This is a genomic window from Enterobacter sp. Ap-867 (assembly GCF_011752855.1).
In the GTDB taxonomy this organism is placed as follows: domain Bacteria; phylum Pseudomonadota; class Gammaproteobacteria; order Enterobacterales; family Enterobacteriaceae; genus Cedecea.
The window spans coordinates 1,152,568-1,178,580 of sequence record NZ_VWWS01000001.1 but is presented as its reverse complement, the minus strand read 5'-3'; the positions used below and the strand labels follow the sequence as shown (position 1 = coordinate 1,178,580).

Genomic DNA, 26,013 nt, shown 5'->3' with positions numbered 1-26,013 from the left:
GCATAGTCCACAAATTGCAGGCAAAAAAAAGCCGACTTTGAAAGTCGGCATGGTATGAATCAATTGTGCTATGCAGTAATTCTAAAAAAGGAAGTAAGACAATATGGAGCGCAACGCCCATCGCTTGACGTTGCATTCACCTGCAAGAGAGAGTTTGCCGCGGCAAGGCTTTCGGTTTCTTGATTTTGCTCAATAACAGCGCCGTTTTCGCCCACAAACTCGTTCCAAATCCCGCAACTTTACAGCCATTTACTGCGATGTAACCACCAGGCAACACCACCAATCATAACCACCAACATGATGCAGAACAGCGCAAAGCCGAAGGCCCAGCCTCCGCCGGGAATACCGCCGAGGTTCACGCCAAACAGCCCGGTTAAAAACGTGCTGGGTAAAAATACCATCGCCATCAGAGACATGGTGTAGGTTCTGCGGTTTAAGGATTCCTGCATAACCTGGGAGATTTCATCGGTCATCACGCCGGTGCGGGCGATGCAGGCGTCGATTTCATCCAGCCCCCTGCCCAGCCTGTCGGCAATATCCTGCATGCGGCGGCGCTGGTCGTCGTTCATCCAGCTTAGCCGCTCGCTGGCGAGGCGCGCATAGACGTCACGCTGCGGAGACATATAGCGCCGCATGACAATCAGCTGTTTACGCAACAACGCCAGCGCCCCACGAGGCGGCACCTGCTGGTCGAGCAAATTGTCTTCAAGGTCGATGATTTTATCGTGCATTTGCTCGATAAATTCGCTGGCGTGGTCGGTCAGCGCATCGCAGGCATCCACCAGCCAGCTGCCGCAGTCGGTTGGGCCAGTGCCTTCATTCAGGTCGTTCACCACATCATCCAGCGCAAGAACCTGCCGCCTGCGGGTTGAGACAATCAGCCGTTCGTCAATGTAGAGCCGCACGGCTACCAGCTGGTCCGGGCGTTCATCGGTATTGCCGTTGATGCAACGCAGAGTGATTAGCGTGCCGTCACCCACGCGAGAAACGCGGGGACGCATGCTTTCACCGGCTAACGCCTCCCTGACATAGTTCGGCAACAGCGGCGTGTTGGCCAGCCAGTCGGCGCTGTCGGCGTTGGTGTAATTCAGGTGTAGCCAGCAGGGATGCTCGCTGTCGATAATTTCATTGTTGTCGAGAGGCCTGACGCCGCCCCTGCCATCCAGTTGCCAGGCAAACACCGCGTCCGGCACGTGCAGCTCGCTGCCTTTAATTACATCCACTGCGCAATCCTCAAGCTGAATCAGTTCTTTCTGTCAGTCTAGCCATCTCTGAAACGAAGGCAACCACCTGAGGTTATCAAACGCGCTGAATTTGCAGAGAAAAGAGTAAATAAAGCTTAACCGGAGACATAAAAAAACCGGGCGATGGCCCGGTTCTTACTAGCGTAACTGGCTGTCTTTCGAGCCACGGCGGTTATAGCCTGAGAATGTGGCCCGGCGCGCATCTTCCGCCTGCTGGCAGCGAATACACAGCCGCACGCCCTGAATCGCTTTGCGCCGTGCTTCCGGAATGCGTTCGCCGCATTCTTCGCAGTATTCGAGGCTTTCGCCCTTCGGTAGCTCGCTACGCGCTCTGGCCACGGCGTCGTCCACGGTACTGTCGATTTGCTCCTGAACGGCGCCGTCATTGGCCCAACCTGATGCCATCTCGTCACCTCCGCAATCGCTATGCCTGAGGTGACGATCATAGCACTTTTTCTGGCTAAACTTTAGCCATACTTAGTGTTTGATAATATACATCGTGCGGCTGTAGGCCACGTCTTCCGGGTTGTTGATCGGGTAGCCCTTCAGCCACGGTTTGATCAGGCGACCGTTGGTGTACTGGTAGATTGGCGCGATAGGCGCTTTTTCCTGAATGATTTTTTCGGCGGCGTTGTAATCCGCATTCCGCGCTTTGTCGGTAGTTTCCTGCGCGGCCTGGGACAGCAGCTTGTCGTATTCCGGGGAATTGAAGCGTGAAATATTCCCGCTGTGGGTGGACGTTAGCAGCGACAGGAAAGTAGAAGGTTCATTGTAATCCCCGACCCATGACGCACGAATAACGTCGAAATTGCCGGTGTTGCGGCTATCGATGTAGGTTTTCCACTCCTGATTTTGCAGCTTTACGTCAACGCCCAGATTTTTCTTCCACATCGACGCAACGGCAATCGCTATCTTCTGGTGGTTTTCAGAAGTGTTGTACAGCAGCGTCAGTTTAAGCGGTTTGGCATCGCCATAGCCGGCGGCACGCAGCAGCATTTTCGCCTGGGCGTTCAGCTCCTGCTGGCTCATGTCTTCGAACGGAGAGCGGTCTGGCTTAAAGCCCGCGGTAACGTCAGGCGTAAAGCGCCAGGCCGGTTTCTCTCCCGTGCCCAACACTTTTTCAGCCATCAGGCGGCGATCGATGGTCATACTCAGGGCGAGACGAACGCGAGCATCCGCCGTCGGTCCTTTTTGCGTGTTAAACGCATAATAATAAGTGCCAAGCTGCGGCGGCGTGTAAACCTGCCCCGGAATGTCCTTCAGCAGTTTCTGATAGAGATTTTTCGGGAAAGATTCGGTGATGTCGATATCGCCGGCCAGGTAACGCTTGGTGGCCGCCGACTCCTGGTTAATAGGAATAAAGGTCACTTTGGTCAGCACCGTTTTCCCGTTGTCCCAGTAATTTTTATTCGGCACAACAACCAGCTTCTCGTTCACTACGCGGTCCTGCAGCGTAAATGCGCCGTTGCCCACGAGATTGCCGGGTTTCGTCCATTCATTACCCAATTTTTCAACAACCGCTTTAGGCGTGGGATAGAAGGCAAAGTTTGCCGCCAGGCTTGGGAAGAACGGTACGGGTTTATCAAGCTGTACGCGAAGCGTTTTAGCATCTACGGCGGTAACGCCGAGCTTATCAGCCGGCATTTTCCCGTCGATAATGGCCTGGGCGTTGGTGATACCCGCCAGCGCGGCAAACCAGGCAAACGAAGAGGTATTTTTAGGGTCAACCAGCCGCTGCCAACTGTAAACAAAATCCTGCGCGGTGACAGGCGTTCCATCGGACCAGCGGGCGTTGTCTCGAAGCGTAAACGTCCAGATGCGGTTGTCGTTGCTTTGCCATTTGGTGGCAACACCTGGCACCAGTTCACCCTTTTCGTTTTGGTTAACCAGGCCTTCAAATAAATCGCGAATAACCTGAATTTCCGGCAGACCAACCGCTTTGATTGGGTCCAGGCTCGCAGGTTCATCTTTAATATGTCTGACTAACTCCTGACTGCTCGCCAGCTTCGTTCCCGCAGGAACATCCGCCGCCCAGGCGCTTTGCAGCATGGCGGCCACGGCCAACGCACAACAGCTAAAACTGAGGCTTTTTTTCATCGCTTTCCTTCCGTGTTTTTGCATTCAGGAGATTGGTGTAAGTTACTGTAGCGTAATTTATTCTTTTGATTCCAGGAAAAAGCTCACATCTGCGGATTAAGGTGAGTTTTCCCTAAAACATTGCTATTAATGACGTTAATAGCCGCTTTATTCAGTGAGAGGAATATCATGCCCACGACCCGCCCTCGCCCCCAGCGCGGCCACCTGCCGCCGGGCTGTGAACGCTACGGCAAATCGGTACTAGGTGCGCCGTTGCTCTATTTCCCCGCCACTCAAACGGAAGAACGCAGCGGGCTTATCATTGCCGGTACTCACGGGGATGAAAACGCCGCGATGGTGGCGCTTTCCTGCGCCTTAAGAACGCTTGAGCCGCAGTTCAGGCGGCACCACGTGGTGCTGGCGGTTAACCCGGACGGCTGCCAGCTTGGCCTGCGCGCCAACGCGCACGGCGTCGATTTGAACCGCAACTTCCCGGCGGCCAACTGGAAAGCTGGCGATACCGTTTACCGTTGGAACAGTAGCGCGGACAAGCGTGACGTGGTGCTTTCTACCGGGCAAACGCCGGGATCCGAACCAGAAACCACCGCGTTGTGCCAGCTTATTCATCAGCTGCAGCCCGCCTGGGTAGTCTCTTTTCACGATCCGCTGGGCTGTATTGAAGATCCGCACAGCTCCGCGCTGGGGCACTGGCTGGCAGAAGCCTTTACGCTCCCGCTGGTGACCAGCGTTGGCTACGAAACGCCGGGGTCGTTCGGCAGCTGGTGTGCCGATTTAGGCCTGCCGTGCATTACGGCTGAATTCCCACCGATTTCAGCCGATGAGGCCAGCGAGCGCTACCTGCGGGCGATGACTGACCTTTTGCACTGGCACAGGTAAGCATTAGGGATAAAGTTTTCCCGTTTCAAAATGCAGCGAGGGCTCCACGTCGACGGCAAGCCAGGTGGGGCCATCGAGATCGGCAAAGCGCACCTTAGCCGCCAGCGGTAAAGCGGCGGCAATGGCGCGAGATGTGCAGAGCATACAGCCGAGCATGACATCAAAACCCTGTTCTCGCGCGGCCTGAGCCAGCAATAATGCCTCAGTTAAGCCCCCGGTTTTATCGAGCTTAACGTTCACCATGTCGTAGCGCCCGGCAAGCGCTGGCAGGCTACTACGGGTGTGGCAGCTTTCGTCGGCGCAAATCGGCAATGGGTGAATAAAATTCGCCAGCGCATCATCATCCCCCGCCGGCAGCGGCTGTTCCAGCATCGCCACGTTGAGATCGGCCAGCAGCTGGCAGCGGGCGGCCAGGCCATCACTCCGCCAGGACTCGTTGGCATCCACAATCAAAATGGCTTCCGGCACCGCCGCCCTGATAGCCACCATCCGTTCGGTGATGAGGCGATCGTCCAGTTTCACCTTGAGCAGTCGGGCGCCCTTCTGCCAAAGCAAAGCCGCTGAGGCAGCCATTTGTTCCGGGGCGGCAATCGTAACGGTTTGCGCCGTGGTCACCATTTCCGGCAATTCGACGGCGTTCAGGGCCGATATCGTGGTGTGTTTCTGGCGGGCTTCCAGGTCCCAAAGCGCGCTGTCAATGGCGTTCCGCGCCGCCCCTGGCGGAAGAGCCTGCTGTAATTCAGCGCGCGTCATGCCGCGCTCAAGCTGTGAAAGTACCGTGGTGACCTGGGCCAGCACCGAAGCATCGCTTTCGCCATAGCGTGGATACGGCGTGCATTCGCCGACGCCTTTTATGCCGCCTTGTTCGATTTCCACCACCACAACAACCGCCTCGCTGCGGGTTCCACGCGAGATTACAAATGGCGTATGGAGCGGCCAGGCTTCCTGGTAAACTTTCACTGTTCTCATCATCAGTCTCCCTTGGGGTTATCGCCTGAGTATAGCGAGCCCGCGCTTTTGCATGTACTTTCAGTTTTTTATGTTCATCACGGATTTCCTGGAATACACTGTTCCCGGCGTTAATTTTATGTAAAAGGAAGATTAAACATGTCACAAACCGTTCATTTCCAGGGCAACCCGGTCAAGGTTGCAGGTCAGATCCCACAGAAAGGCAGCAAAGCCGCCGCCTTCTCTCTGGTCGCGAAAGATCTTTCTGACGTTGCGCTGAGCCAGTTTGCCGGCAAACGTAAAGTGCTGAATATTTTCCCAAGCATCGACACCGGCGTGTGTGCCGCGTCCGTGCGCAAATTCAACCAGCTGGCTACCGAGCTGGATAACACCGTTGTGCTGTGTATTTCTGCCGACCTGCCGTTCGCTCAGTCCCGTTTCTGCGGCGCTGAAGGCCTGAACAACGTTGTCACCCTTTCCACCCTGCGTAACCCTGAGTTCCAGCAGACTTACGGCGTCAGCATTGCCGAAGGCGCGCTGAAAGGCCTGACCGCACGTGCGGTAGTGGTTATCAATGAAAACGATGAAGTGATCTTCAGCGAGCTGGTGAATGAAATCACCACCGAGCCGGATTACGCTGCGGCACTGGACGTGCTGAAGGCTTAAGCCTCAGACCTGTATGAAAAGAAAACCCCGGATTTCCGGGGTTTTTTGTTTTTACTCTTCGCCCTTCTTCTGGCTCAGTCCATACTCACGTAGCTTGTTGGCGATCGCGGTATGGGAAACACCCAGCCGTTTTGCCAGCTTACGCGTACTTGGATAACTGCGGTACAGCTGTGTTAACACGGAACGCTCAAAACGGCTGGTAATATCGTCCAGCGAGCCTTCCATCGCCTCTTCCCCCACGGCCAGGCTGGCCGAGTCGAAGTCCGGCAACAGGATGTCCTGAGGGCGCAGCTCGTAGCCTTCCAACTGAGTTAGCGCGCGGTAAATGGCGTTTTTCAGCTGACGCACGTTACCCGGCCAGCCGTAGCGGGTCAGCACGCTGCTTAAATCGTGAGACAGCTTAGGCCGCGGTACGCCCTGCTCGTCGGCAAAGCGCGCCACAAACAGCTCCGTCAGCGGCATGATGTCCTGCGGGCGATCGCGCAGCGGCGGCAGGTTCAGGGTCAGGACGTTGAGGCGATAATAGAGATCCTCGCGGAACTCGCCTTTCTGCACCAGCTCCACCAGATTTTTTTGTGTCGCGCAAATCACGCGGACATCAACATGCACCTCATGCTCTTCTCCAACGCGACGGAACGTGCCATCGTTCAGGAAGCGCAGCAGTTTGGTCTGCATACGCGGCGACATTTCACCGATTTCGTCCAGCAGCACAGAGCCCCCGTTGGCCTGCTCAAAGAAGCCTTTTTTTCCTTCGACGGCGTTGGCATAAGCCCCGGCCGCGTGACCAAACAGTTCGCTTTCGATCACGTCGTCAGGAATAGAGCCGCAGTTCAGCGCCAGATAAGGTTTTTGCGCTCGCGGGCTGCTCAGGTGGCAGGCATTGGCCAGAAGATCTTTGCCCGTACCGGTATCGCCCACAATCAGCAACGGGGCATTCAACAGCGACAGTTTGCGCGCCTGCTCAACCACATGACGCATTTTCTGGCTGACGGCGACAATCTGGTCAAAGGCGCTGAAATCGCTGCTGGAGAGGTTTTGCAGCTGGCGCCCCATGCGCACGGTAGAGCGCAGCATCACCACCGCGCCCACCAGCAGCGGCTGATTATCTTCGCCATCGAGATGAACCGGGGTGATCTCCAGCAGGAAGTTTTGCCCGTGGATCACAACATGTTCGGTGTGGGAGTCGTGTGGTTCGCTCTCCAGCCAGCGGGTAAAGTTAAACCCGCTGATCAACGTGCCCGCATTATGGTTACGCAGACGATCTTCGCTCTGCCCGAACAGCGCGCAGCTTGCCGGGTTGGCCAGTTCAACTTTGCTGCGCATATCCAGCGACAGCACCGGCTCCGGCAGCGCCTCAAGTAGCGCACTCAGGGCGCGATGTTCACGCTCGGAAGGCATCCACGGTACTTTACGCACGTCGGTAACGTCAGGGATGCGGCGAATTTCCGCCATCAGGCTGCTGAAAGATTCAAAATCAAGGGAGGAGAAATTAAGGTAAATACGCCCGATCGGGTCAATTTCGATACCGCGCAAATCAATACCGCGCAGCACTAACAGATCGAGCAGTTCACGAGTGAGACCAAGGCGGTCCTGACAAAAGACTTCCAGACGCATGCAGGTGACCTTATGTTACGGAAAACGGCCTATACGACCTTCAGCCGGGCTGAAGGACCTCATAGAGTTGCAGGGATAATAACGCAGTTAACCGTTGGCAAGAAGATGCCTGTCATGAAATGTTGACACTAAAAGACAAACCACTGGTCAACAAGCACGAAATTTATACGTGTGCTGTAAACAACAAAGGGCAGCCGAAGCTGCCCTCCAGGTCAATGATACAAATTCAGTTGGTAGGTTTTTTTTTCCCGGAGGCCAGCGTCTCTTTCAGCTGAACCAGAAGCTGTTTGCGGAAATCCCCCAGCCGGGGCTTGTCATCCTCCAGCCACGGCAGCGGACGGCAGAGCTCCATCGCCTTAATGCCCAGGCGGGCAGTTAACAGCCCGGCCCCAATCCCCTGCGCGGCGCGAGCCGAAAGTCTGGCAGCAATGTCCTGCGACATCCAGTCCATGCCGACTTCACGCACCAGCTCGCTCGCCCCGGCGAAAGCAATATTCAGCAGCACCAGGCGGAACAGGCGAATACGGCTGAAATAGCCCAGTTCGATACCGTACAGCGTGGCGATGCGGTTGATCAGGCGCAGGTTACGCCAGGCAATAAAAGCCATATCCACCAGCGCCAGCGGGCTGACGGCGATCATCAGCGTGGATTCGGCAGCAGAGCGGCTAATTTCACGCCGGGCCTGAGCGTCCAGCACCGGCTGAATAAGCTGGGCATAAAGCGCCACGACTTCCCGGTCGTTGTGGGTTTCATGGATCGAGGCATACCAGCGCTGCAGCGCCGGATGGCCTTTATCCAGCCCGGCCTGGCTGGCCAGTTTTTCGCAGAACGCCCGCCCTCTGCCCGTGCTGTGACTGGCGAGCAGTTCTCGTGCCTCGTCACGCTCTTCGGCACGCTGGCGCAAACGCCACAACCTCCGCCATTCGCTGGCAATCGAGCCGACGCCAGCCGCGACGATAAGCCCCCCGGCAACGCCGCCGCCAAGCGCGATCCAGTCCTGAGTCACAAAAGCGTTGTGGGTCCACTGTACGCCCTGAGCCACAACGCTGACGCCAAACAGCGCCAGTCCGGCTGTCACCATTTTGCGCCACAGGCTGCGTTTCGGTCTTAAAGCAGCTTCAATAACAGCCTCGGCCTGCCCTTCTTCGTCGGCAAGCGTTTCAACGCTGGTGGTGACCGGGATAAACTTTTGCGCTTCCGGTTCACTGAACGCGTGTGCCGCTTTCCAGTCCTGCTCTTTTTCCGCCTCCAGCGGCTGCGCAAAATCGATGCGCGGTTTAATAGGATCGCTCATCGCAATTTATCTCCAATTAAGAATTCCAGCGCCGCGTCCAGCCTGATGTGCGGCAGCGGACGGTCAACGTCCATCACCTGCGGCCGGAACTGTTCGAACTGAAAGCCCTGATTTTGCCAGAAAGCATTGCCGGGCAGGCGCGAAGGCACCTCCCCCGGATACACCGTCAGCGGCGCACCGTCGTTCAGGCGATTGCCGCGCAGCGCCGGGATTTGCTCCCCCTGCACGTCTACGATGCCGCTTTGCGTTGCCTGCACGGAGGCCAGCCCCATGCAGTCCATGCTGATGCCTTCGAAGGCCGCGTTTTGCCAGGCATCCTGCACCAGCTGTTGCAGGAGAGAAACCATGTTAGCGTGCTGGTCTACCGTGACATGGTCGGCTTTGGTGGCGGCAAACAGCAGCTTATCGATCACCGGGGAAAACAGGCGACGGAACAGCGTGCGCTGCCCGTAGTGGAAGCTTTGCATCAGCTGGGTTAACGCCAGGCGCATATCGTTGAACGCCTGGGGCCCACTGTTGAGCGGCTGCAGGCAATCCACCAGCACAATCTGTCTGTCGAAGCGCAGGAAGTGATTCTTATAGAACCCTTTCACCACCTTTTCACAGTAGTAATCAAAACGCGCGCGCAGCATGCCGATGTTGCTGCCCTTATCCGCCTGGGCCAGCTTCGAGTCACCAAAAGCATCCACATCCGGCCATGGGAAAAACTGCAGCGCGGGCGCGCCCGCCATATCTCCGGGCAGGACAAAGCGCCCCGGCTGAATAAAATGCAGCCCTTCTTTCTTGCAGCGCATCAGGTAGTCGGTCCACGCTTCGGCAACCGCCGCCAGGCGGTTCTCATCGGCGGGAGCGAGAGGATCTAAACCCTCGCAAAGGCGACGCCATTCCGCCGACCACTCGGCACGCTGGCCCTGCAGCAGGCCTGTCATCTGGCGCGACCAGCTCAGGTAATCCTGCGCCAGCATGGGCAGGTCAAGCAGCCACTCCCCCGGATAATCAACAATCTCCAGGTAAAGCGTGGACGTGTCTTTGAAGTGGCGCAGCAGCGAATCGTTGGAGCGGTAGCGTAACGCAAGGCGCATTTCGCTTACGCCACGAGTCGGCGTCGGCCAGGCCGGTGGCGTGCCGAAAAGCTGCGCCATGCCTTCATCATAGGTGAAACGCTGAATGCCCAGATCGCGCTGCGGCACGCGCTTAACGCCGAGCAAACGCTCTTCACGAGCGGCGCTAAGCATTGGCAGCCGTGCGCCGGTGTGAATGCCCAGCAACTGGTTGACCATCGCGGTGATAAATGCGGTTTTACCGCTGCGGCTCAGCCCGGTTACCGCGAGGCGTAAATGACGATCAACGCCCCGGTTTACCAGGGCGTTAAATTCGTTTTTGAGTCGGTTCATAAGCGTCCTGATTGCCTTCCGCTGCAGAAAATACCTTTATTGATAATATCAAATGGGGCTGATTACCAAGAATCAAAACGTTAAGCGGAAGATTTCGCCGCCGCGAGGAGGGTTATTTTGCCATGCGGCGGTCGTAACGGTCAGAGACGTTGCGCAGGATGCGGGTCAGTAACGGCTCCAGCACCACGGCCAGTATCATTTTCAGCGGGCGGCGGGCTACCGATTTGATCGCCCACGCCGCAAAACCCGCCGGGCCGAACCGCAGCGCGGCAAGTAAAGCAAGCTTCCCGGCAAGTTTCAGGCCTGGTTTAGCTTTCTGGCTGACGGAATGGAATGTAGTCATTGTCTCTCCAAAAGCGGTTAATTGCGGTGGGTGGTTGGTATTGAGCCTGGGCGCCCTCACCCCGGCCCTCTCCCCCAGGAGAGGGAGAAAACCTGTTTATCCCCTCTCCGTCAGGGAGAGGGTTGCTTTACAGCTGGCGAAAACGGCTGCGCAGCGTGAAAGTGTCAGACGTAATGTAACGCTCCATCGAGCGTAAACGTTGCTCACCGGCGGCCAGTTCCGCATCCACCGCGTTCAGCAGATCGCGGTTGGTCGGTTGCGTATCTTTTTCATCTGCGCCGTAGGGCATCGGGTCCAGCACAAATGTCATCACGATGTAGGCCACCAGCACAAAGAACGACAGGCCAAAGAATATCGATAAAATTGCAATGGCGCGGACCAGTTTGACCGGCACATCAAGGTATTGCGCAATACCCGCGCAAACTCCTTTTACCATCCCCTTCTCAGGGATACGCCACAGCTTACGACCGGAAAATGAATTCACCATCAGTTGTTTCTCCAGTTCGGGTGTTCGGCATCAAGGATCTGTTCCAGAGACTGAATGCGCTCCCGCATCTGTCGCGCCTCATCGGTCAACTGGGCAAGCCGCTGCTGCTCACTCTGTGAAAGCTGCCCTGCATCAGGACGATTGCTGTAGTGAAGCCACAGCCAAATCGGCGCCACGAACAGCACAAAAATGGTCAGCGGGATAGCAAGAAAAAGCGCAGTCATGTGTACTCCTTACGGGTCAGGCTTGAGTCGCGATGCGCCGGGCGCATCGCGGCCTGGATTATTATTGACGATCCTGGTTCATTTTTGCTTTCAGCGCAGCTATCTGGGCGCTGATTTCATCATCGGCTTTTAGCTCGGCAAACTGCGCGTCCAGAGACTTCTGTTTGCCAAAGGCGTGGCTTTCCGCCTCGGATTCCATCTGGTCGATGCGGCGCTCGAAAGATTCGAACCGGGCCATCGCTTCATCCAGTTTACCACTATCCAACTGGCGGCGAACATCGCGTGAAGAAGAGGCAGCCTGATGACGCAGGGTCAGCGCCTGCTGGCGAGCGCGAGTTTCGCTCAGCTTGTTTTCCAGCTCGCCGATTTCTTTCTTCATGCGCGCCAGAGTTTCATCCACGTGCACAACTTCATTTTCCAGCGTGACGATCAGGTCGGTCAGCTTCTGTTTTTCAATCAGCGCGGCACGCGCCAGATCTTCTTTCTCTTTACGCAGCGCCAGCTCGGCTTTTTCTTGCCATTCGGCCTGCTGCGCGGTAGCTTGCTCCACGCGGCGGCTCAGCTGTTTCTTTTCGGCCAGCGCGCGGGCTGAAGTGGAACGCACTTCCACCAGCGTGTCTTCCATTTCCTGAATCATCAGGCGCACCAGCTTCTGCGGATCTTCCGCTTTCTCCAGCAGGGAGTTGATGTTCGCATTCACGATGTCGGCAAAACGAGAAAAAATACCCATAATTCAATCCTCTTAGTCATTATCTCAGGTGCCAGGCACTCTGCTCTGACAGGATATTGCAGCATCCGTGCCAACTTTTTACTTCATTGATTAATAAGAATTAATGTAAATTTGACGATCCCATAAAAGCCGCTATAGTGGTTAAATTAACTAACTATTAGGGAATTTAACCATGCCTGAAAACAAGGACAGCCTCATTGGAGAAGCTAATAGCTTTCTGGAGGTCATGGAACAAGTTTCCCGCCTGGCCCCGCTGAATAAACCGGTGCTGGTCATCGGCGAACGCGGCACCGGGAAGGAACTCATCGCCAACCGCCTGCATTTCCTCTCCCAGCGCTGGCAGGGGCCTTTTATCTCCCTCAACTGTGCGGCACTGAACGAAAACCTGCTCGACAGCGAGCTGTTTGGCCACGAAGCCGGCGCGTTTACCGGCGCGCAGAAGCGCCATCAGGGTCGTTTTGAACGAGCTGAAGGCGGCACGCTGTTTCTTGATGAGCTGGCCACGGCCCCAATGCTGGTGCAGGAGAAGCTGCTGCGGGTGGTGGAATACGGCGAACTTGAGCGCGTGGGCGGCAGCCAGCCGCTACAGGTGAATACTCGCCTGGTCTGCGCCACCAATGCCGATTTGCCGGAGCTGGCCGAACAAGGGAAATTCCGCGCCGACCTGCTCGACAGGCTGGCGTTTGACGTGGTGATGCTCCCGCCGCTGCGCGAGCGGCGATCGGATATCCTGCTGCTGGCCGATCACTTTGCGATTCAAATGTGCCGGGAACTTAATTTGCCGCTGTTCCCCGGTTTTACCGAAAGGGCCTGCGAGACGCTGCTTAACTATGGCTGGCCGGGCAATATTCGCGAGCTGAAAAACGTGGTTGAGCGCTCGGTGTACCGCCACGGCTCAAGCGATGAAGCGCTGGACAACATTATCCTTAACCCTTTCACTCATAAACCTGCCCCGCTCCATCAGGCCAGACAAGAGGCTCCGGCGCACCTGCCCGGCCTGCCGCTCGATCTGCGAAGCTGGCAAAACGAACAGGAGAAAAACCTGCTGGAACAAAGCCTGAAGCAGGCAAATTTTAACCAGCGCCGGGCTGCAGAACTGCTGGGCGTGAGTTATCATCAGCTACGAGCGATGCTGAAAAAACACCAATTAAGCAGCCTGACGCCGGACTGAGCGGCGTTTTTTTCATCGTCCTGCGCAGAAAATTGCCGATCGTCACCAGTAATTTTGGGGAGAAGGCAAGAGTGCGATACACTTTGCCCATCACTTGAGATAACTCAAAAACTTATGCGCGGAATGCTCTCCTCCCTGTTACTGGGTTTATGCTGCCTGAGCGGCGCGGCGCGTGCCGCTGCGCCCGCTGAAAAACCGGCAGATATTCGCCGCAGTGGCTTTGTTTATTGCGTCAACGGGCAGGTCAACACCTTTAACCCGCAAATGACCAGCGGCGGCCTGACCGTCGACACGCTGGCGGCGCAGCTTTATGACCGCCTGCTGGACGTTGACCCTTATACCTATCGCCTGGTGCCTGAACTGGCGGAAAGCTGGGAAGTGCTGGATAACGGCGCGACTTACCGTTTCCACCTGCGCCACAATGTCCAGTTCCAGACTACCGCCTGGTTTAAACCCACCCGCGCGCTAAACGCCGATGATGTGGTGTTTACCTTTGAGCGTATCTTCGACCGCAACCATCCGTGGCATAACGTTAACGGCGGCAGCTACCCCTATTTCGACAGTCTCCAGTTCCCGGAAACGGTGAAAAGCGTTCGCAAGCTGGATGACAATACCGTTGAATTCCGCCTCAATAAGCCGGACGCCTCCTTCCTCTGGCATTTAGCTACGCATTACGCGTCGGTGATGTCCGCCGAATACGCAGCGCAGTTGACCAAAGCTGACCACCAGGAATTGATGGACAGGCAGCCGGTCGGCACCGGCCCTTTCCTGCTCAGCGAATACCGCGCCGGGCAGTACATTCGCCTGGCGCGTAACCAGCACTTCTGGCGCGGCGTACCGCTGATGCCGCAGGTGGTGGTCGATCTCGGTTCCGGCGGCACCGGCCGTCTTTCCAAACTGCTCACCGGCGAATGCGACGTGCTGGCCTGGCCTGCGGCAAGTCAGTTGACTATTCTGCGCGACGATCCGCGTCTGCGCCTGACGCTGCGCCCGGGCATGAACATCGCGTACCTGGCGTTTAACACCAACAAACCGCCGCTGAATAACCCGGCCGTTCGCCACGCGCTGTCCCTTGCCATTAATAATCAGCGCCTGATGCAGTCTATTTATTACGGGACGGCAGAAACGGCTGCATCCATTTTGCCTCGCGCCTCCTGGGCCTACGATAACGACGCAAAAATTACCGAATACAACCCGGCGAAAGCCCGTGAGCAGTTACAGGCCCTGGGCGTGGATAAACTGGAACTCCGTCTGTGGGTGCCGACCAGCTCCCAGGCCTGGAACCCAAGCCCGCTCAAAACCGCCGAGCTGATTCAGGCGGATATGGCGCAGATTGGCGTGAAGGTGATTATCGTGCCGATGGAGGGCCGCTTCCAGGAAGCCAGACTGATGGACATGAACCACGATCTGACGCTTGCCGGCTGGGCAACGGACAGTAACGACCCGGACAGCTTCTTCCGCCCGATGCTGAGCTGCGCGGCCATCGGCTCGCAAACTAACTATGCCCGCTGGTGCAACCCGCATTTCGACAGCGTGCTGCAAAAAGCGCTCTCTTCCCAGCAGCTTTCCGCCCGTATTGAAGCCTACAACGAAGCGCAGGATATTCTTTCCGCAGAGCTGCCGGTGCTGCCGCTGGCCTCTTCGTTAAGGCTGCAGGCCTACCGCTACGACATGAAAGGCCTGGTGCTCAGCCCCTTCGGCAACGCCTCGTTTGCAGGCGTGTCCAGGGAAAATGAAGAGGCGAAAAAATAATGATCATTTTCACGCTAAGGCGATTATTGCTGCTGCTGATCACTCTGCTGTTTCTGGCGGTGGTCGGCTTTAGCCTCAACTATTTTACGCCCCACGCGCCGCTGCAGGGTGCCTCGCTGTGGAACGCCTGGGTGTTCTGGTTTGAGAGCCTGCTGCACTGGGATTTTGGCGTTTCCAGCATCAACGGCCAGTCGATTAACGAGCAATTACGCGACGTGTTCCCGGCCACCATGGAACTGTGCATTCTGGCCTTCGGCCTGGCGCTGCTGATTGGTATTCCGGTGGGGATGCTGGCGGGCATCATGCGCAATAAGTGGCAGGACAGGCTAATCAGCGCCCTGGCGCTGGTCGGTTTTTCGATTCCGGTGTTCTGGCTGGCGCTGCTGCTGACGCTGTTCTTCTCGCTGACGCTGGGCTGGTTCCCGGTTTCAGGGCGTTTTGACCTGCTTTATGAGGTTAAGTCCGTCACCGGCTTTGCGCTGGTGGATGCGTGGCTCTCGGACTCGCCTTATCGCAGCGAAATGATCGTCAGCGCCCTGCGCCACATGGTGCTGCCGGTCGCCGCCCTGGCCGTCGCCCCGACCACCGAAGTGATTCGCCTGATGCGCATCAGTACCATCGAGGTGTTCGATCAGAACTACGTCAAAGCCGCCGCCACGCGCGGGCTTTCCCGCTTCACTATTTTGCATCGCCACGTGCTGCACAACGCGCTGCCGCCGGTGATCCCTCGCCTGGGCCTGCAGTTTTCAACCATGCTGACGCTGGCGATGATCACCGAAGTGGTCTTTAGCTGGCCCGGCCTGGGCCGCTGGCTGATTAACGCCATTCGCCAGCAGGATTACATGGCGATTTCCGCCGGGGTGATGGTGATTGGCTCGCTGGTGATTGTTGTTAACGTGATTTCCGATATTTTGGGCGCTATGGCCAACCCACTGAAGCATAAGGAATGGTATGCCTTACGATAGCGTCTACCGCGAAAAGCGACCGCCAAGCACGCTGCGTCTGACGTGGCGTAAATTCTATGGCGATACCACGGCGATGATTGGCCTCTACGGCTGCGGCGGCCTGGCTATTCTGTGCCTGTTTGGCGGTCTTTTTGCCCCGTATCAAATTGACCAACAGTTTCTGGGCTATCAGCTTTTGCCGCCGTCATGGTCCCGCTATGGGGAAGTTTCGTTCTTCCTCGGTACCGACGATCTTGGCCGTGACGTGCTAAGCCGCCTGCTGAGCGGCGCAGCTCCGACGGTGGGCGGCGCGTTTGTCGTCACGCTTGCGGCAACAATCTGCGGCATCGTGCTCGGCGTGATAGCGGGGTCGACCCACGGTCTGCGCTCCGCGGTGCTGAACCACATTCTCGATACGCTGCTGTCGATTCCTTCCCTGCTGCTGGCGATTATTGTGGTCGCCTTTGCTGGCCCCCATCTCAGCCATGCGATGTTTGCCGTCTGGCTGGCGCTGCTGCCGCGAATGGTACGTTCGGTCTACAGCGCGGTGCACGATGAACTGGAGAAAGAGTACGTGGTCGCCGCCCGTCTGGATGGCGCTTCCACGCTAAATATTCTCTGGTTTGCCGTCATGCCCAATATCACCGCCACGCTGGTAACAGAAATCACACGAGCGCTCTCTATGGCGATTCTGGACATTGCCGCACTCGGTTTTCTCGATCTTGGCGCGCAGCTCCCTTCCCCGGAATGGGGTGCAATGCTCGGTGATGCGCTGGAGCTGATTTACGTTGCGCCCTGGACGGTGATGCTGCCGGGGGCGGCCATCATGATAAGCGTCCTGCTGGTTAACCTGCTTGGCGACGGCCTGCGCCGCGCGATTAACGCGGGGGTGCAATAATGCCGCTACTTGATATCCGCAATCTGACCATCGAATTTATGACCTCCGAAGGTTGGGTAAAAGCCGTCGATCGCGTGAGCATGACGCTGGGCGAAGGGGAAATTCGTGGTCTGGTCGGCGAATCCGGCTCAGGGAAAAGTCTCATCGCGAAAGCTATCTGTGGCGTCACCAAAGATAACTGGCGGGTTACCGCCGACCGTATGCGCTTTGACGATATCGACCTGCTGCGGCTCTCGCCGCGTGAGCGCCGCCGCCTGGTGGGCCACAACGTGTCGATGATTTTCCAGGAGCCACAATCCTGCCTGGATCCGTCGGAAAGAATTGGCCGTCAGTTGACCCAAAATATTCCCGGCTGGACTTATAAAGGCCGCTGGTGGCAACGCTTTGGCTGGCGCAAGCGCCGCGCCATCGAACTGCTGCACCGCGTGGGGATTAAAGATCACAGAGACGCCATGAGCAGCTATCCGTACGAGCTGACGGAAGGCGAATGCCAGAAGGTGATGATCGCCATCGCGCTGGCAAACCAGCCTCGCCTGCTGATTGCGGATGAGCCCACCAACGCCATGGAGCCGACCACGCAGTCGCAGATCTTCCGTCTGTTAACGCGGCTCAATCAGAACAACAACACCACCATTCTGCTGATTAGCCACGACCTGCAGATGCTGAGCCAGTGGGCGGATAAAATTAACGTGATGTACTGCGGGCAAACCGTGGAAAGCGCGACGAGCGAAGAGCTGGTTGCCACGCCACACCACCCGTATACTCAGGCGCTGATCCGCGCGATCCCTGACTTTGGTAGCCCGATGCCGCACAAGAGCCGGTTAAACACCATGCCGGGTGCGATTCCGCTGCTGGAGCAATTGCCGCTGGGCTGCCGTCTGGGGCCTCGCTGCCCTTATGCCCAGCGCAAATGCATTGAAGCGCCAAGGCTTGAAGGGGCGAAAAATCACCTCTACGCCTGTCATTTCCCGCTGAATATGGAGAGTCAGTAATGGTCGAAACGCTGCTGGAAGTCCGCAATTTAAGTAAGACGTTTCGCTACCGTACAGGTTTGTTTCACCGCCAGCACGTAGAAGCGGTGAAGCCGCTCAACTTTACGCTGCGCGAGAAGCAGACGCTGGCGATTATCGGGGAAAATGGCTCGGGTAAATCTACGCTGGCAAAAATGCTGGCGGGAATGATTGAGCCGACCACCGGCGAGTTAGTGATTGACGATCACCCTCTCCACTTCGGCGATTACTCCTGGCGCAGCCAGCGGATCCGCATGATATTCCAGGATCCCAGTACTTCCCTGAACCCACGCCAGCGCATCTCGCAGATTCTGGACTTCCCGCTGCGGTTGAATACCGAGCTGGAGCCAGAGCTGCGGCAAAAACGCATTCTGGACACCTTACGCATGGTTGGTCTGCTGCCGGACCACGCCAGCTATTACCCGCATATGCTGGCGCCGGGGCAAAAACAGCGTCTGGGCCTGGCCCGCGCGCTGATCCTCCGGCCCAAGGTCATTATCGCCGATGAAGCGCTGGCCTCGCTGGATATGTCCATGCGCTCGCAGCTGATTAACCTGATGCTTGAACTGCAGGAAAAACAAGGCATTTCTTATATTTACGTGACCCAGCACATTGGCATGATGAAGCACATCAGCGACCAGGTGATGGTGATGCACGAAGGCGAAGTGGTGGAGCGCGGCAGCACGGCCGACGTGCTCGCCTCCCCGCTGCATGAATTGACTAAACGGCTGATTAACAGCCACTTCGGCGAGGCCTTAACCGCTGACGCCTGGCGTAGGGATCGTTAATTTAGACTACTTCGCCACGATCATTCTCCCCCAACTTCCACTAGATAATTTGAGTTGCGGGTAGGCGGCATGGGAGCAGTTTTCAGGAGCTTACTGAAGTAAGTGACTGAGAAATGGGCGTGCAGCCAACATCCCTGCGGCTCAAATTATGACGTGGAAAAGTGGTCGGATTAACGCTTACGCGGGAGTCATGTTAGAATCGCCCGGTCTTAACGTCGGCCTGCCTGTTTTTTCACCTGCTGGCCGCAACAACAATGACTATTAAGGATTAAAGCTATGGGTTTTCTTACCGGTAAACGCATTCTGATCACTGGCGTCGCCAGTAAACTCTCCATTGCCTACGGTATTGCACAGGCGATGCACCGCGAAGGCGCCGAGCTGGCATTCACCTACCAGAACGAGAAGCTGAAAGGCCGTGTGGAAGGTTTTGCTGCCGAGCTGGGTTCAAGCATCGTGCTGCCTTGCGATGTGGCTGAAGATGAGAGCATCGAAGCGCTGTTTACCGAACTGGCGAAAAGCTGGCCGAAATTTGACGGTTTCGTTCACTCCATCGGCTTCGCCCCTGGCGATCAGCTGGATGGCGACTACGTGAACGCCGTTACCCGTGAAGGCTTTAAAATTGCCCACGACATCAGCGCATACAGCTTCGTTGCCATGGCGAAAGTTTGCCGTGAAATGCTGAACCCAGGTTCCGCCCTGCTGACCCTGTCCTACCTGGGCGCAGAGCGTGCAATCCCTAACTACAACGTTATGGGCCTGGCCAAAGCGTCTCTGGAAGCTAACGTTCGCTACATGGCTAATGCCATGGGTCCAGAAGGCGTGCGCGTGAACGCCATCTCCGCTGGCCCAATCCGTACTCTGGCCGCTTCCGGCATCAAAGACTTCCGTAAAATGCTGGCCCACTGTGAAGCCGTTACCCCGATTCGTCGCACCGTAACCATTGAAGACGTGGGTAACTCCGCAGCCTTCCTGTGTTCTGACCTGTCTGCCGGTATCTCCGGGGAAGTGGTTCACGTTGACGGCGGCTTCAGCATCGCAGCCATGAACGAGCTGGAACTGAAAGACTAATTTCTGTTCCTGGGCGAAGCGGGCTGCGGCCCGTTTCGCTATTTCCCCCTGCTTTCCTCCCCTGAATCCGATTTAGTTATACCTTTCCGATATTTATTATCACCGATCATTCTTTTGTCACCTCCCGAGCTTGCGCCAGGATAAAACAGCGAACCAGGCCCGGCTTCCACGTTGTATCCGGGTCTGCAAACTTTTTGACCAAGGAACGACCATGGAACAACGCCGCTTTTCTGGTAAAAGCCACTGGTATCATGAAACCCAGTCCAGTCTGTGCCCGGCGGATGTACTGCCTTTAGTTCCCGAAGCAGCGCAGGTTGAAGACCGCTTTCTGCTTGATGTAGCCCCTTCTGAAGCACAATTGATTGTTGAAGCCCCGTGGCTTGATGCCGCCCGAGCGGTAGCCGATGTGCTGCTGCCGGAAAGGATTAACGTGACGCGTTTACACACCCTGAGCAGCTACGATCGCCTGAGCACGGCGCTGACCGTTGCGCAGGTCTACGGGGTCCAACGCCTGTGTAACCACTATGCCGCTCGCCTTGCTCCCCAGCCCGGCCCCGACTCATCCCGCGAAAGCAACCGTCGCCTGACTCAGATCACCCAGTTTGCCCGCCAGCTTGCCAGCCAGCCGACGCTTATCGACGATAGCGCCTTAGCGCAGTTGGATGAATGCGGCCTCTCGGTGGACGATATTGTCTCCTTTACCCAGATTATCGGCTTCGTGGGCTTCCAGGCGCGCGCTATTGCCGTCTGGCAAGCGCTGCAGGGGCTGCCCGTTCGCTGGCTGCCGGGGCTGGACGGGCAACAGGACGCGGAACCTGCGTTGTTTACGCCGTACCCGGTCAACTGGCTTCCGGGGCTGGCGCCCGTTGAAATGCGTTATGCCCGGGCGGAACAGCTGGAAGTCTTGAGCATCAGCCAGCCGCTGCGCACGCTGCGTGATATTGCCTGGCTGCTTGCTCACGATGAGCGGCCGCTGTCTTACCTCAGCCAGCTCACCCGCCTGTTCTGGCAGACCACCGCGCAGCAACCAGACGATGCGCTGCTGGTGGTGATGCTGACGTCACGGATTAACGGCAGCGCCGCCTGCTTTAGCGATGCCGCGGCGGCCTGGCAGGGAGATGCTGGATTACCGGACGCGATGCGCAACGGAGAACGGGCGCTTAACGCCTGGAGTCACAATCACCCTCGTGAAAAAGCGATTATTCAGGCCGTGCAGCTGTTAACTCGCGCCCCGGACAGATTTAGCGCCGCGCAGATTCAACCTTTGTATGAGCAAGGTTTTAGCGAGCAGCAGGTGCTGAAACTACTGGTTAGTGCCGGGCTGGCCGGGTGGATAAACCGCCTGAAAATTGGCCTGGGAAATACCGCTCAAGCGCTGAATCCATAAGCCTTCACGGCAATCAGCGCTTGCCGCAAGGTACGGTTTCGCGTAAAACTGTCAGCCGCTCTTTTGGCCACGAAAACGAAACGATATGCTTCAGGATAACCCGCTGCTCGCGCAGCTAAAACAGCAACTGCATTCTCAGACTCCACGCGCTGAAGGCGTGGTGAAAGGCACGGAAAAAGGGTTCGGCTTCCTCGAAGTCGATGCGAATAAAAGCTACTTTATTCCGCCGCCGCAGATGAAAAAAGTGATGCACGGCGACCGTATCAGCGCCGTCATCCACACCGATAAAGACCGTGAGTCCGCCGAGCCGGAAACGCTTATCGAACCTTTCCTGACGCGTTTTGTTGGCCGCGTTCAGAAAAAAGACGACCGCCTGTCAATTGTGCCGGATCATCCGCTGTTGAGAGATGCCATTCAGTGCCGCGCAGCTCGCGACGTGACCCATGACTTCCAGAACGGTGACTGGGCGGTAGCTGAAATGCGCCGTCACCCGCTAAAGGGCGACCGTGGCTTCTATGCCGAGTTAACGCAATTCATCACCTTCGGCGACGATCATCTTGCGCCGTGGTGGGTGACACTGTCACGTCATAATCTTGAACGCGAAGCGCCGGACGGCGTCGCCACCGAGATGCTTGACGACGGCCTGGTGCGCGAAGACTTAACGTCGCTGGATTTTGTCACCATCGACAGCGCCAGCACCGAAGATATGGACGATGCGCTGTACGTTGAAGAACTTGCCGACGGCAAACTGCAGCTGACCGTGGCCATCGCTGACCCAACGGCGTGGATCGCAGAAGGCAGCAAACTCGACGGCATCGCCAAAATTCGTGCCTTTACCAACTATCTGCCTGGCTTCAACATTCCAATGCTGCCGCGCGAGCTGTCAGACGATCTCTGCTCCCTGCGTGCCAACGTTGTCCGCCCTGTCCTCGCCTGCCGCATGACCATTGAGCAGGACGGCGCTATCGCCAGCGACATTCATTTCTTCGCCGCCAATATCGAGTCCAAAGCCAAGCTGGTTTATGACGAAGTCTCTGACTGGCTGGAAGAGAAAGGTGGCTGGCAGCCGCAGAGCGACGCCATTGCACAGCAAATTCGCCTGCTGCATCGCGTTTGTCTGACCCGCAGCGAATGGCGCCAGACCCACGCTCTGGTCTTTAAAGATCGCCCTGACTACCGCTTTGTCTTGGGCGAGAAAGGCGAAGTGCTGGATATCGTGGCCGAGCCGCGTCGTATCGCAAACCGTATCGTTGAAGAGTCGATGATTGCGGCTAACGTTTGTGCGGCCATCGTGCTGCGCGAGAAACTGGGCTTCGGGATTTATAACGTCCATACCGGTTTCGATCCGGCCAATACTGAACAGCTGGCAACCATGCTGCAAACCCACGGCATCACCGTGGACGCGCAGGAAGTCCTTACGCTGGAAGGTTTCTGCAAACTGCGCCGCGAACTGGACGCTCAGCCTACCGGGTTCCTGGACAGCCGCATTCGCCGTTACCAGTCGTTCGCCGAGATCAGCACCGAACCTGGCCCGCACTTCGGCCTTGGCCTCGAAGCCTATGCCACATGGACTTCCCCAATCCGTAAATTCGGCGATATGGTTAACCACCGTTTGCTGAAAGCGATTATTAAAGGCGAAGCGGCGACGCGTCCGGCGGAAGAAACCACCGTCCAGATGGCGGAACGTCGCCGTCTGAACCGGATGGCCGAGCGTGACGTGGGCGACTGGCTGTACGCTCGCTTCCTGAGCCCGAAAGCCGGCACCGATACTCGCTTCGCAGCAGAAATTATCGATGTTAGCCGCGGCGGGATGCGCGTACGCCTGGTGGACAACGGGGCCGTGGCGTTTATCCCTGCACCGTTCATCCACGCGGTACGTGATGAGCTGGTTTGCAGCCAGGAAAACGGCACCGTGCAGATCAAGGGCGAAGTCGTTTATAAAGTGACCGACGTTATCGACGTGACCATCGCGGAAGTTCGCATGGAAACGCGCAGCGTTATCGCTCGCCCTGCGGCCTGATCCTGATTTTCACCCTATAAAGCCGGGCGCTCTGCCCGGCTTTTTCATTACTGTCATCTCATGTGCCGATATATTGCACATCCTCTGCAAAAACAAGATCTTTTCCTCTTTACCGGGGCTTTAACATCGGCCGTCTGTTGCTACTATAAATAATAGATTTAGGTGATATTTTCCCCTGAGGCTCAGGAGCACGAATGAAAGACGATTTGGAGCAGAACCTGCTTTATCGTTACCTGGGGACGACCAGCCCCTACTGGCGTCTACCGGCGGACAGCAACGCCCTTCAGCTGGCGGCCAGTGAAGATTCAGACACAGGCCAGGTGGTGGCGCTGGACATGATACAGGCCGACGAAATTCGTCAGATGACGGTGATTACCTCCAGCCTGACCATGACGCTGTCGCTGTTCGGCATAGAAGTCCCGGTGCATATGGTCGGCCGCAAAGTGTCTAAACGCGAGTGGGCGGGCACCGCCTCGGCCTGGCACGACACCCATTCGGTGGCTCGCGACCTGGTCCAGGGCCTCTCTTTTGCCGAGCAGGTTGTCTCTGAAGCGAATTCAGTCATTGTCATTCTTGATAAACAGGGAAATATCCAGCGCTTCAATCGGTTAAGTGAAGAATACACCGGGATGAAAGAACATGAGGTCATCGGTCAGAATGTCTTCAAGCTGTTTATGAGCCGCAGCGAAGCCGCCGCCTCAAAGCGCAATATCAGCGGATTTTTTCGCAATGGCAGCTCCTATGAAGTTGAACGTTGGGTCAAAACCCGTAAAGGCCAGCGGCTGTTTTTGTTCCGCAACAAGTTTGTCCACAGCGGCAGCGGCAAAAACGAAATCTACCTGATTTGTTCCGGCACCGACATTACCGAAGAGCGCCGCGCGCAGGAGCGACTGCGGGTGCTGGCCAATACCGATACCATCACCGGACTGCCTAACCGCAACGCCATTTATGACCTGATCACCGAGGCCATCGCCAAACGGGGCGACACGCAGGTCGGCATCGTTTATCTGGATCTCGATAACTTTAAAAAAGTGAACGATGCCTACGGCCACATGTTTGGCGATCAGCTATTGCAGGCCGTGTCGCTGGCGATTTTAAGCTGCCTCGAAGAAGGCCAGGTGCTGGCGCGCCTCGGAGGCGATGAATTTATTGTGCTGGCAACAAACACCTCTCAGGGCTCGCTGGAAGCGATGTCTTCCCGCATTCTGACCCGCCTGAAGCAGCCCTTCAGGATCGGTCTGATTGAGGTCTATAGCGGCTGTTCGCTGGGTATATCTCTCGCCCCGCAGCACGGGGATGAACGAGAGAATCTGATTCGTAACGCCGACACCGCCATGTACACCGCCAAAGAGAGCGGCCGCGGGAAGTTTTGCGTGTTCTCTCCCGAGATGAACCAGAGGGTATTTGAGTATTTGTGGCTGGATACCAATCTGCGTAAAGCGCTGGATAACGATCAACTGGTGATCCATTACCAGCCCAAGATGACCTGGCGCGGCGAAGTCCGTAGCCTGGAAGCGCTGGTGCGCTGGCAGTCTCCCGAACGGGGTCTGATTCCTCCTCATGGCTTTATTTCCTATGCCGAGGAGTCTGGCCTGATTGTGCCGCTAGGGCGCTGGGTGATGGTTAGCGTTGTGCAGCAGGTGGCAAAGTGGCGGGACAAAGGCATTAATCTCCGCGTGGCGGTCAACGTGTCCGCCCGCCAGCTCGCCGATCAGACTATTTTTAGCGATCTCAAGCAAGCGCTGAAGGATCTGAATTTTGAATACTGCCCGATTGACGTTGAGCTGACCGAGAGCTGTCTTATCGAAAACGAAGAGCTGGCGCTGTCGGTTATCAAGCAATTCAGTCAACTGGGAGCGCAGGTGCATCTGGACGACTTCGGCACGGGGTACTCGTCCTTATCGCAGCTGGCGCGCTTCCCTATCGACGCTATTAAGCTCGATCAGTCTTTTGTGCGCGACGTGCATAAACATTCCGTGTCTCAGTCGCTGGTGAGAGCCATCGTGGCCGTGGCACAGGCGCTGAATTTACAGGTGATCGCCGAGGGCGTGGAAAACCAAAAAGAAGACGCCTTTCTTACCAAGAATGGCGTCAACGAACGGCAGGGGTTCTTATTTGCAAAACCAATGCCCGCTGCCGTGTTCGAGCGTTGGTTTAAGCGCTATCAGGCCAGAACAAAGCGCTAGCCCGCTTTACGCAGAGCCGTCGACGTATGGCGATTTTGCAGCATGACCAGCCGTTCCATATAGGCAATGTCCTTGTCCTCCAGGCAGAATGCGGCATCCACCCAGTCTTCGGTGATGTCCATCAGCTCTGAGCGCGGCAGCTGTAACACGCGCTGCCGCGCGCGCAGCATGGCCTTCACGCCGTTAAGTTTAGGCTGGAGGGTATCGATGAAGGTGCGCGTGGCCAGGTATCCCTGTCCCGGCTCAAACAGCTGATCCACCAGCCCATACTGCTGGTACCATTCCGCCGTGTGGGACTCGCCCTTATAGATCAACTCTTCAGCAAGTTTCATGCCCGAACGGCGAGCAACCAAAGAGTACGCCCCCATCCCGGGAAACAGGTTGAAGGCAATTTCCGGGAATCCCAGCCTGGCATCGCGCTGTGCCAGCAGGAAATGGTGCGCGAGCGCCGCCTCAAATCCGCCGCCAAGCGCACTGCCCTCAACCATCGCCAGGCTGATAGCCCCCGTATCAAAACCGCGAGACGCGGCATGCACGCAGTCCACACAGGCACGGGCATAGGCGCGGAGCGCTTCCCGACGCCCATTACGAATAGTTTCCACAAAAAAGCCTAAATCGCCGCCGGTATTGTACATTCCGGGGACCAGCGAGCCGGTAACCCAGAAATCGACTTTAAATCCGGCCTTCTGGACGATATATCCCAGGTTCATTATTTCCTCGATAAGTCCGTGATTGAAGCAGGGACGCGGGCGGGCACGAAGCATCATCCAGACTGTACGGCGTTCTTCTTCGTAATATCCAGACAGTTGAGTAAAACGTGCAGTGTCAGTAAAGAGTTTGCAGGTTGGTTGGTTGATAACTGTCATAGCCAG

The 26,013-nt window shown here is 56.8% G+C and carries 24 protein-coding genes; 12 read left to right on the top strand and 12 right to left on the bottom strand.

Features of this window, described 5'->3' with window-relative positions; genetic code table 11:
* Positions 1–239: 239 nt before the first annotated feature.
* The 3 genes from zntB to F3J26_RS05610 all read right to left on the bottom strand — a co-directional run bounded on the left by zntB (position 240) and on the right by F3J26_RS05610 (position 3,341).
* The gene (gene zntB / locus F3J26_RS05620; RefSeq protein WP_008461367.1) at positions 240–1,223 is read right to left on the bottom strand and encodes a zinc transporter ZntB; all 984 of its coding nucleotides are present in this window, start codon (positions 1,221–1,223) and stop codon (positions 240–242) included.
* Between the two features lie 159 nt (positions 1,224–1,382).
* The gene (locus F3J26_RS05615; RefSeq protein ID WP_166873458.1) at positions 1,383–1,649 is read right to left on the bottom strand and encodes a DksA/TraR family C4-type zinc finger protein; all 267 of its coding nucleotides are present in this window, start codon (positions 1,647–1,649) and stop codon (positions 1,383–1,385) included.
* 72 nt (positions 1,650–1,721) lie between these two features.
* Complete coding sequence (locus tag F3J26_RS05610; RefSeq protein WP_166992131.1) at positions 1,722–3,341, bottom strand: ABC transporter substrate-binding protein; 1,620 nt, start codon at positions 3,339–3,341, stop codon at positions 1,722–1,724.
* Positions 3,342–3,509: 168 nt separating this feature from the next.
* Here F3J26_RS05610 and mpaA point away from each other — a divergent pair, with 168 nt between their 5' ends.
* Entirely contained in the window at positions 3,510–4,217 is a 708-nt protein-coding gene (gene mpaA, locus F3J26_RS05605; RefSeq protein ID WP_166992128.1) for a murein tripeptide amidase MpaA, read from the top strand.
* Between the two features lie 3 nt (positions 4,218–4,220).
* Here the strand turns inward: mpaA and ycjG are convergent, their stop codons facing one another.
* The gene (ycjG, locus tag F3J26_RS05600; protein ID WP_166992956.1) at positions 4,221–5,186 is read right to left on the bottom strand and encodes an L-Ala-D/L-Glu epimerase; all 966 of its coding nucleotides are present in this window, start codon (positions 5,184–5,186) and stop codon (positions 4,221–4,223) included.
* A gap of 138 nt (positions 5,187–5,324) precedes the next feature.
* On the opposite strand from ycjG, the gene tpx reads away from it, so the two are divergent.
* Entirely contained in the window at positions 5,325–5,831 is a 507-nt protein-coding gene (gene tpx, locus F3J26_RS05595; protein ID WP_008461361.1) for a thiol peroxidase, read from the top strand.
* Between the two features lie 51 nt (positions 5,832–5,882).
* Here tpx and tyrR read toward each other — a convergent pair whose 3' ends face one another.
* The 7 genes from tyrR to pspA all read right to left on the bottom strand — a co-directional run bounded on the left by tyrR (position 5,883) and on the right by pspA (position 11,917).
* Complete coding sequence (gene tyrR / locus F3J26_RS05590) at positions 5,883–7,445, bottom strand: transcriptional regulator TyrR (RefSeq protein ID WP_008461360.1); 1,563 nt, start codon at positions 7,443–7,445, stop codon at positions 5,883–5,885.
* Positions 7,446–7,671: 226 nt separating this feature from the next.
* Complete coding sequence (locus F3J26_RS05585; protein WP_166992125.1) at positions 7,672–8,739, bottom strand: TIGR01620 family protein; 1,068 nt, start codon at positions 8,737–8,739, stop codon at positions 7,672–7,674.
* Positions 8,736–10,133: a YcjX family GTP-binding protein gene (locus tag F3J26_RS05580; protein WP_166992122.1), complete on the bottom strand. Its 1,398-nt coding sequence runs from the start codon at positions 10,131–10,133 to the stop codon at positions 8,736–8,738. The genes F3J26_RS05585 and F3J26_RS05580 overlap by 4 nt, the downstream gene beginning before the upstream one ends.
* A gap of 112 nt (positions 10,134–10,245) precedes the next feature.
* Positions 10,246–10,476, bottom strand: a complete 231-nt coding sequence (gene pspD / locus F3J26_RS05575) for a phage shock protein PspD (protein WP_008461357.1) — start codon at positions 10,474–10,476, stop codon at positions 10,246–10,248.
* A gap of 127 nt (positions 10,477–10,603) precedes the next feature.
* Entirely contained in the window at positions 10,604–10,963 is a 360-nt protein-coding gene (pspC, locus tag F3J26_RS05570; protein ID WP_039303566.1) for an envelope stress response membrane protein PspC, read from the bottom strand.
* Positions 10,963–11,187: an envelope stress response membrane protein PspB gene (pspB, locus tag F3J26_RS05565; protein WP_008461355.1), complete on the bottom strand. Its 225-nt coding sequence runs from the start codon at positions 11,185–11,187 to the stop codon at positions 10,963–10,965. The genes pspC and pspB overlap by 1 nt, the downstream gene beginning before the upstream one ends.
* Positions 11,188–11,248: 61 nt before the next feature.
* Positions 11,249–11,917, bottom strand: coding sequence for a phage shock protein PspA (gene pspA, locus F3J26_RS05560; protein ID WP_008461354.1), 669 nt, complete (start codon positions 11,915–11,917; stop codon positions 11,249–11,251).
* A gap of 172 nt (positions 11,918–12,089) precedes the next feature.
* Here pspA and pspF point away from each other — a divergent pair, with 172 nt between their 5' ends.
* The 10 genes from pspF (at position 12,090) to pdeR (ending at position 25,141) form a co-directional block, all read left to right on the top strand.
* Positions 12,090–13,088 carry a phage shock protein operon transcriptional activator gene (pspF, locus tag F3J26_RS05555; protein WP_166992119.1) on the top strand — a complete coding sequence of 333 codons (999 nt, stop codon included), beginning with the start codon at positions 12,090–12,092 and terminating at the stop codon, positions 13,086–13,088.
* Positions 13,089–13,202: 114 nt separating this feature from the next.
* Positions 13,203–14,840, top strand: a complete 1,638-nt coding sequence (gene sapA / locus F3J26_RS05550) for an ABC transporter substrate-binding protein SapA (protein ID WP_008461350.1) — start codon at positions 13,203–13,205, stop codon at positions 14,838–14,840.
* On the top strand, positions 14,840–15,805 hold the full coding sequence (gene sapB, locus F3J26_RS05545; protein ID WP_166992116.1) for a putrescine export ABC transporter permease SapB: 966 nt from the start codon (positions 14,840–14,842) through the stop codon (positions 15,803–15,805). Before sapA ends, sapB begins: the two co-directional genes overlap by 1 nt.
* A complete protein-coding gene (gene sapC, locus F3J26_RS05540; protein ID WP_008461347.1) occupies positions 15,792–16,682 on the top strand; it encodes a putrescine export ABC transporter permease SapC in 891 nt (296 codons plus the stop codon). The genes sapB and sapC overlap by 14 nt, the downstream gene beginning before the upstream one ends.
* Positions 16,682–17,674: a putrescine export ABC transporter ATP-binding protein SapD gene (sapD, locus tag F3J26_RS05535; RefSeq protein WP_008461346.1), complete on the top strand. Its 993-nt coding sequence runs from the start codon at positions 16,682–16,684 to the stop codon at positions 17,672–17,674. The genes sapC and sapD overlap by 1 nt, the downstream gene beginning before the upstream one ends.
* Positions 17,674–18,480 (top strand): putrescine export ABC transporter ATP-binding protein SapF, encoded by an 807-nt coding sequence (gene sapF / locus F3J26_RS05530; RefSeq protein ID WP_008461344.1) that lies wholly within the window; start codon positions 17,674–17,676, stop codon positions 18,478–18,480. The genes sapD and sapF overlap by 1 nt, the downstream gene beginning before the upstream one ends.
* A gap of 276 nt (positions 18,481–18,756) precedes the next feature.
* Entirely contained in the window at positions 18,757–19,548 is a 792-nt protein-coding gene (gene fabI / locus F3J26_RS05525; RefSeq protein ID WP_039294025.1) for an enoyl-ACP reductase FabI, read from the top strand.
* 211 nt (positions 19,549–19,759) lie between these two features.
* A complete protein-coding gene (locus tag F3J26_RS05520; protein ID WP_166992113.1) occupies positions 19,760–20,935 on the top strand; it encodes a CMD domain-containing protein in 1,176 nt (391 codons plus the stop codon).
* 85 nt (positions 20,936–21,020) lie between these two features.
* Positions 21,021–22,955, top strand: coding sequence for an exoribonuclease II (locus F3J26_RS05515; RefSeq protein WP_166992109.1), 1,935 nt, complete (start codon positions 21,021–21,023; stop codon positions 22,953–22,955).
* A 194-nt stretch (positions 22,956–23,149) separates the two neighbouring features.
* Entirely contained in the window at positions 23,150–25,141 is a 1,992-nt protein-coding gene (pdeR, locus tag F3J26_RS05510) for a cyclic di-GMP phosphodiesterase (RefSeq protein WP_166873431.1), read from the top strand.
* Here pdeR and F3J26_RS05505 read toward each other — a convergent pair.
* On the bottom strand, positions 25,138–26,007 hold the full coding sequence (locus F3J26_RS05505) for a crotonase/enoyl-CoA hydratase family protein (RefSeq protein WP_008461339.1): 870 nt from the start codon (positions 26,005–26,007) through the stop codon (positions 25,138–25,140). The genes pdeR and F3J26_RS05505 overlap by 4 nt on opposite strands.
* Between the last annotated feature and the right edge of the window lie 6 nt (positions 26,008–26,013).